This window comes from Myroides odoratimimus, from assembly GCF_038039805.1.
GTDB classification, from domain to species: Bacteria; Bacteroidota; Bacteroidia; order Flavobacteriales; family Flavobacteriaceae; genus Flavobacterium; species Flavobacterium odoratimimum_B.
The window spans coordinates 1-959 of record NZ_JBBPHK010000061.1 but is presented as its reverse complement, the minus strand read 5'-3'; the positions used below and the strand labels follow the sequence as shown (position 1 = coordinate 959).

Annotated in this window: 4 tRNA genes; all 4 read left to right on the top strand. The window is 40.1% G+C overall.

The annotated features are described in order from the left end of the window. Positions 1-74, top strand: a tRNA-Asp gene (locus tag AABL85_RS17400). Positions 75-223: 149 nt separating this feature from the next. Then, a tRNA-Asp gene (locus AABL85_RS17395) sits at positions 224-297 on the top strand. Positions 298-446: 149 nt separating this feature from the next. Further along, positions 447-523: transfer RNA gene (locus AABL85_RS17390), tRNA-Asp, on the top strand. A 202-nt stretch (positions 524-725) separates the two neighbouring features. Next, positions 726-802 (top strand) — tRNA-Asp (locus AABL85_RS17385). The last annotated feature ends 157 nt before the right edge of the window (positions 803-959 follow it).

Genomic DNA, 959 nt, shown 5'->3' with positions numbered 1-959 from the left:
GGTTTGGTAGTTCAGTTGGTTAGAATACATGCCTGTCACGCATGGGGTCGCGGGTTCGAGTCCCGTCCAGACCGCAAAAGGGGAGACTAGCATCTCTTGAAATATAGAGATGCTTTTTTATCCACTCTTCGTTAAAAATAAAAACTTTAAAAAAGTTTGGAAGTTTTAAAAAAAGAGTTATCTTTGTCGCCGTTAAAGAATTAAGCTTTAATACAAAAACACTGGTTTGGTAGTTCAGTTGGTTAGAATACATGCCTGTCACGCATGGGGTCGCGGGTTCGAGTCCCGTCCAGACCGCAAAAGGGGAGACTAGCATCTCTTGAAATATAGAGATGCTTTTTTATCCACTCTTCGTTAAAAATAAAAACTTTAAAAAAGTTTGGAAGTTTTAAAAAAAGAGTTATCTTTGTCGCCGTTAAAGAATTAAGCTTTAATACAAAAACACTGGTTTGGTAGTTCAGTTGGTTAGAATACATGCCTGTCACGCATGGGGTCGCGGGTTCGAGTCCCGTCCAGACCGCCAGTTAAAAGGAGCCTCTCACAACGTGGGACGGCTTTTTTTGCCCTCTAAAGTTTTTTAGGGAGCTAAAGATTAGTTGTGTTGTTAAGTGCGAAAGCACTAAAGGTTTAGTAGTTAGACCAATGAAAAGCTTTCCTAGTGCGGGAGAGCTTTTTTTAATCAACTGTTGAATTTTGATAATGACATGTAAAAAATATTGAATATTGGTTTGGTAGTTCAGTTGGTTAGAATACATGCCTGTCACGCATGGGGTCGCGGGTTCGAGTCCCGTCCAGACCGCCAATAAAAAAGAGCCTCTCATGAAGTTGGGAGGTTTTTTTTGGCCTCTAGATGTTTAACTTTAGAGGAGCTAAAAATAGTTGTGTTGTTAAGTGCGAAAGCACTAAAGGTTTAGTAGTTAGACCAATGAAAAGCTTTCCTAGTGCGGGAGAGCTTTTTT